At 67.3% G+C, this 6000-nt stretch carries 5 protein-coding genes; 2 read left to right on the plus strand and 3 right to left on the minus strand.

The features are described 5' to 3' along the window. Nucleotides 1-758: 758 nt before the first annotated feature. Nucleotides 759-1436, minus strand: coding sequence for a ParA family protein (locus CRT60_RS01865; protein WP_098734737.1), 678 nt, complete (start codon nucleotides 1434-1436; stop codon nucleotides 759-761). A 100-nt stretch (nucleotides 1437-1536) separates the two neighbouring features. On the opposite strand from CRT60_RS01865, the gene CRT60_RS37450 reads away from it, so the two are divergent. Both CRT60_RS37450 and CRT60_RS01870 read left to right on the plus strand, forming a co-directional pair. Next, nucleotides 1537-1662 carry a hypothetical protein gene (locus tag CRT60_RS37450; protein ID WP_280177187.1) on the plus strand — a complete coding sequence of 42 codons (126 nt, stop codon included), beginning with the start codon at nucleotides 1537-1539 and terminating at the stop codon, nucleotides 1660-1662. A 137-nt stretch (nucleotides 1663-1799) separates the two neighbouring features. Continuing rightward, complete coding sequence (locus CRT60_RS01870) at nucleotides 1800-3758, plus strand: glycosyltransferase family 17 protein (RefSeq protein WP_098734738.1); 1959 nt, start codon at nucleotides 1800-1802, stop codon at nucleotides 3756-3758. Nucleotides 3759-3780: 22 nt separating this feature from the next. Here the strand turns inward: CRT60_RS01870 and CRT60_RS01875 are convergent, their stop codons facing one another. Beyond that, entirely contained in the window at nucleotides 3781-5190 is a 1410-nt protein-coding gene (locus CRT60_RS01875; RefSeq protein WP_098734739.1) for a tetratricopeptide repeat protein, read from the minus strand. Between the two features lie 489 nt (nucleotides 5191-5679). Beyond that, nucleotides 5680-6000 (minus strand): glycosyltransferase family 9 protein (locus CRT60_RS01880; protein WP_143273018.1); only part of this gene is annotated, 321 nt, incomplete at its 5' end.

Consider the following 6000-nt stretch of genomic DNA (forward strand, 5'->3'; position numbering starts at 1 on the left):
GGAGGCATCGCCGCCGAACAATCGGGGCGGTAAGACCTGCATGATAGCTATGATGACAATGAATCATGAAATGATGTGCTGAGAGATTGGCGCTGTGGGGAGCTGTGCCGGTTGTCCGGCATGCCCGAGGCAGTGGGACTGAGAGAAGGGCGGATGCCGTTGTCCCGCATTGGCGGGGGTATCCGGTAAGACGCGATTGTCCTGCCCTGTCCGGAAGTTCCTCGGTCTGGATTGAAGCTTCGCAGGGGGGGGGCGATCATGATTTGGCGGATACCGCCTTTACGGCTGCCGGCACTATCAATATTTCATGAAATGATAAAAAGCCATGTTTTGCTGGTTGGGTTGTTGTGCTTCTCCGGTCGCGTCGACGCGGCCTCGCTTCAGCCTCGTGCCTTCATCAACTCTCGTTCTGACAAGAAATCATGCTTGAAAATCATGACATGATAAATGGGAATGAGATGCCGATCCTGCCCTCCCCGCTGCCGGGGGTATGGCGCCCCTTACATCTGTCGGAGGGGAACTGAGGCCAATCTCTCCAGCCAATCTCTCAGCCGACCCGCACCGGAACCGCCCACCGGCGTGAGGCTCCGGTTCCGATACGCCAATCCGAAAAAACGCAGATCCGCCTCACCCTCAGGCTGCCGGTTATGCGATAGAAATCATTTCATGAAATATGCAAGAAAAGCCATGACATGTATCTCATGTCCTGAAACCGCGACTGCGCTTCCCCACACCCGCCGGAAGCCGTCCGGTCCGCCTCACCCCCGCGCGATCAGTGGATTGGCCGGGGAGCTTTCCAGGAAGGCGACGAACTCGTCGGTCAGGGCGCGGACGTTCAGGTCGGCATTGCTGTCGGGATTGACCTCGCCCGGACCGTGGCCGGTATAGGTCATCTCCTTCAGGAGGGAGCGCTCGATCAGTTCGGTGCGGAAGGCCGGGACGCCATGTTCGTCCAGCAGGCCGCGGGCATGGCGGTCGACGCGGGATTCGATGGCCGCCTGGGTGCGGACGATCACCACGCTGGAGGCCGGTGTGTGCTTCAGCACGCCGACGGAATCCGCCACCACCTTGAAGGTGCGCACCGTCTCCTTCACGTCCATGAAGGACTGCTGGGTCGGGATCAGCACCCCGTCGCTGACCGAGAAGGCGTAGAGCATGGTCAGGTTGCCGAAGCCGGCAAGGTCGATCAGCGTGTAGTCGAAGCTCGGCGCGTTCTCCTGCACCGTCTGGCGGACGTTCGATTCCGTGATCTCGTCCAGCACCCGCACCCCGGCATCGTTCCGCCGCCGCGCCCATTCGGCCAGATGCCGGTTGGGGTCGCAGTCGAGCAGAAGCACGCTTGCCTCGCGCCGGCGCAGTTCGGAGGTGAGCGCCATGACCAGACTGGTCTTGCCGACGCCGCCCTTGGTGGAGGCGAAACTGATGATCCGAGCCATGCGGTGGTTCCCGGTTGCAGAGGGGGAAAGCGGGGTGACCCGAGCGGGAGCTTTGCGGATCTACACGCAAGGACAGGAAAGATGGAAGTGGTTTCACGTCATGAAGAAGAAGAATGAAATCATGATATTTAAATATGAAATTGTTTTTCGGGGGGCGGGAGGAATGCCGGGACGGCGGCGCTTCCCCGCCCTGGCGCTTGTCAGTCCGGGCGTCGCCATGGCATAGCCACCCGTCCCAGCCGTTGCGGCTCCCAGCCGGCGGCAAGCTGTGCCGTGCCCGGATCGTCCGCCGCCTGCCTGCGGAGTCCGTATTCAGCCCGCTCATCCCTCCGTCTCAGCCATCCCGTCGCCAGGATCCGCCGTATGACAGACGCCAGCTTTCTCCAGGTCCGGACCGATGCCGAAGCGGGGCGCCCCTGGCACGCCATGGAAGGGCTGCAGCGCATCCTGCAGCGGGATCCCGGGAATACGGATGCCGTCGAGCTGTCGAAAACGGTCCTGACCGACATCTTTGCGAAGGGAAGCGACGCCTACCGGCATGGCCGGCTGGAGGTGGCGGTCTGGTGTTTCGTCCTTCTCGCGGAATATGGCGCGCCGCGTGACACCTTTCGCACCAACTGCGAAGCCATGATCTCCATGATCCTCCAGCGCGCCACGGAGGATGCGAATGCCGGGCGGACCGGCGACGCCAGGCGCGCCTGCCGGCTGCTGCTGGTCCTCGATCCGGCAATCGCCCAGGCGCATCTGCTCGTCGGGCAGTTCGAGCGCGGCGCCGACGGCGACGGGGCGGTGGCGGCCATGTCGATCGCCCGGGGCCTGCTGCTCGCCCCAGGGACCGCCCATGCCGGCCAGTTGCGCGACATCGCCATGCCGGCCGGCATCCGCGCCCTTGCCGAGTGGCTTGGCCGTGACCGGCCGGCGGCTCCGCTCCTGAGGGCGCTCGGCCGGCTGTGCCCGCCCGGTCAGGCGGAGGCCCTGACCCGGTGCCGCGGGATGGCGTTTCAGGCGGAGGCGTGGCAGGGCGCCGGCCGGACGGAGGCACGCCGGCAGGCGGCCGCGGCCGCGATGCATTGGCTGGGGGACCTGCAGCAGGAACGGCAGGGCTATCGCGACGCCCTGGAGGCCCACAGCCGAGGCTTCGACCTGTGGAACAGCCCGGCCGGACTGGAGCGCAAGGCGCAGGCCCAGCAGTATCTCGTCATCGAGGAGCTGCTGGAGAGCCTGAAGGGCTTCGCCTATGCCTATGTCTACGACATGGACCGGCAGGCCTCGGCCCGTGCCTCCTTCGACAGCCTGTCGGCAACGATGGAGCGCCTGCTGGAGGCGCCCGGCATCGACAGCTGGACCCGGACGCAGCGCTGGACGACCCTGCTCGGCATGCGGTCGCTCGTCGGCTATGCGGCGGCGCTCGGACGCAACCCCACTCTTCCGCTGTCCGGCAATCCCTTCGCCGAAGACGCGGCCACCGAAGACATGGCCGCCAAAGACATGGCGGGAGGACCGGCCGTCCCGGCGGAACCGGCATCCCGGCGGGTCTTCGACTGCTGCACCTTCTTCAACGAGGCCGAGATCCTGGAGGTCCGGCTGGCCGAACTCTACGACGTGGTCGAGCGCTTCGTCGTGGTGGAGGCGTCCCACACCCATTCCGGCGAGCCCAAGGCGCTGACCTTCGGCGACCATCGCGAACGGTTCCGGCCCTACATGGACAAGATCCGCTACGTGGTGGTGGACGAGCTTGTCGGCAGCTTCTCCTGGCAGCGGGAAGCCTACCAGCGCGACGCCATCCTGCGCGGGCTGGACGGCTGCCGCGATGACGACATGGTCATCGTCTCCGACGTCGACGAGATCCTGCGGCGCGAGGTGGTGGAGCGGCTCCGCGGCGGCGGGCCGGCCTTCGACACCGTCTTCACCACCGAACTCGACCTGTTCTTCTACCGGCTGAACTACCGCTTCTCCCGCGATTGGCGTGCCGCCGGGGCCGCACCCTTCCGCTTCATCCGGCAGACCGGCCCCAACGCCGTGCGCTATCTCGCCAAGCAGAACATCGGCCACCTCATCCGCGACGCCGGCTGGCATTTCAGCTGGATGGGCGATGTGTCGCGTTTCGCCGCCAAGCTGAACGCCTATGCCCACCAGGAGCATGCCCAGTCCTTCGGCGAAGGCAACATGGCGGACGTCGCCAGCTTCCTCGACGGTGGCGGCACCCTGCCCGAAGGCGCCCCCGGCGCCCGTGGGGGGTACGAGGTCGTGCCGCTCGACCGTCATCCCCGGCTGGTGCGCGACAACCTCGACCGCTTCCGGGAGACAGGCTGGATCCGTTGAGGCGGGCCGGCGCCGCCCGGCCTTATCCGGGCTTCACGTCGGCGGTGGTGCCGGCCCGGCGCTTCAGCCGGTGCATCGCCTGCTGGCCGCCGCCGGTGGCGCGGACCGAATAGAAATAGGCGCTGTCGTCGGTCCAATAACGGCCCTCGCCATCGACCATCACCGTGCTGCTGTGGATGTCGGCCGGATAGACGGTCAGGCGCGGGGCCGCCTCCGTCGTGAAGCCGGCCAGATGCACGGCGGCGAGCGCCGCCTGGTCGAGGAACCAGACCGGCAGGCCGCGATCCAGGAAATGGCGGATATAGCGCCGGGTCAGGTCGAGGAAACGCAGCGCCCCCATGGTCGGCCGGATGTGCAGCACGTCGGCATAGAGCAGGCTCCAGATGTCCAGCCGCTTCAGCGCATGGCTCATCATCCCCAAATCCGAATGGGCGGAGGCCGCCAGCAGCGGGTTCAGGTCGCGGATCGCCATCAGGTCGACGTCCAGCATCAGCACCGGCCGCCTCCAGCGGGACAGCAGGTCGGGCAGAACCAGGAAACGGCTGCAGGCGTAATAGGTCTTGGCATTGTCGCCCAGCGGCGCCAGGTCGATGGTCTCGCGCAGGACCATGAAGCGCCCGGCGCCATGGGCGGCGGCCAGGGACGCCACGGTCGCCTCGGCCTCCGCGTCGGGATTGATCAGGTGCAGGGCGATGGCGCAGTCCAGGCCGCTGTCCTCGACGATGGACCGCACCATGGTCGGCAGGAACTTGCGCGCATAGACCGCGTCGCAGGATGCGTAGACCACCAGCGGACGGTCGGCGCTTCCCGCCCCTTCGGCCAGCGTGGCGCGGATGCCGGCCGGCGGCGGCCCGTCGCGCAGGGACGCCAGGAAGGCCGGTGCGGTGCGGGTGACGGCATCGCGTCCGCCATGGCGCTCCGCCGCCTGGAGGAACAGGGCGTCGGCCTCCTCCAGCCGGTGCTGCTCGGCACACAGGCAGGCCAGCCGGCTCAGCGTGAAGGAGACCTCCGGATACAGCTCCAGCGCCCGGCGGTAGGCACGCTCGGCGCGCAGCCCCTGCCCGTCGCGGCGCAGCGCATTGCCCAGCGCCACCAGCCCGACGCAGTCGTCGCGGCCCTGGAAGCGGCCCACGTCGTCGGCTTTGCCCAAATGGGTCAGAAGCTGCCACAGGTTGGAGCGCCGGGTCTGGTCGGCGGGCGTCAGCCGCCAGGAGGCGAGCGCATGGCCGGCCGCCTCCGCCATGTCCTGTCCGACCAGCAGCCGGGCGAGCGCGTCATGGGCCACCGCCATTCCGGCTCCGCCCTTGTCCGCGTCACGCTCCAGCACCCGGCGGTAGAGCACCATGGCGGCTTCGGGTCCGCCTGTCCGCTCGGCGTCGCGTGCGGCGTCCAAATCGCTCTGGAGATCGGCGGGCGGCAGGATGGGGAGCATGGCGGTCGGCTTTTCAGGCTGGGGCGGCTTTCATCCCATGACACCCGTCCGGCTGACAAGCGGCCATCATGCCCACCATTTGCCTTCCGTTCGACCGTATCGTTTCCCCCCGAGTCGCGGTTCACCGGCCCTGAACGGTCCATGCTGCAAGGGTGGCCGGTACCACAAATGCGGGTCCACCACCGCCCTGCGGAAATATAGAGGCGATGCCGAGCCAAAACGCTGCCGTTCAGGAGAAGGTGCTTGAACAGTTCGCCAAATATCATCAAATGTCTGTATGGACCCGGGAAAGGGTTCCAGCCGAAACTGTGCCACGCCGGTCGCTCCGGCGTGGCACTTTTATATTCGCGGTCCCGAATGCGCCGCCCGCCCGGAGAGGCCGCCCGGAGAGGCAGGCAAGCCAGGGTGATGACGGGCGCAGCGGGCGGGGCATGGCCCCCGATCCCGTTGGCAGACCCGATCCCGCCGTGCCGATCCCGCCATGGCCTCCTATCCGGCGGCGCGTTCGCGCAGTGCGCGCTCCAGCCTGTCGATGGTGTCGTCCCAGTGCTGCGGCCTTGCCTGTCGGAACAGGCGCATGGTCGGGTACCAGGGGCTGTCCTCGCGGTCGAGCATCCAGCGCCAGTCCGGGGCGAAGGGCACCAGCACCCAGACCGGGACGCCAAGCGCGCCGGCGAGATGGGCGACGGAGGTGTCGACGCAGACCACCAGGTCGAGGTTCGCCATGATGGCTGCGGTGTCGGCGAAGTCCTTGATGTCGGGCGACAGGTTCAGCAGCGGGAAGCCGCCCGGCGGGTCTGCCGCCTGCCC

It is taken from the genome of Azospirillum palustre, from assembly GCF_002573965.1.
In the GTDB taxonomy this organism is placed as follows: domain Bacteria; phylum Pseudomonadota; class Alphaproteobacteria; order Azospirillales; family Azospirillaceae; genus Azospirillum; species Azospirillum palustre.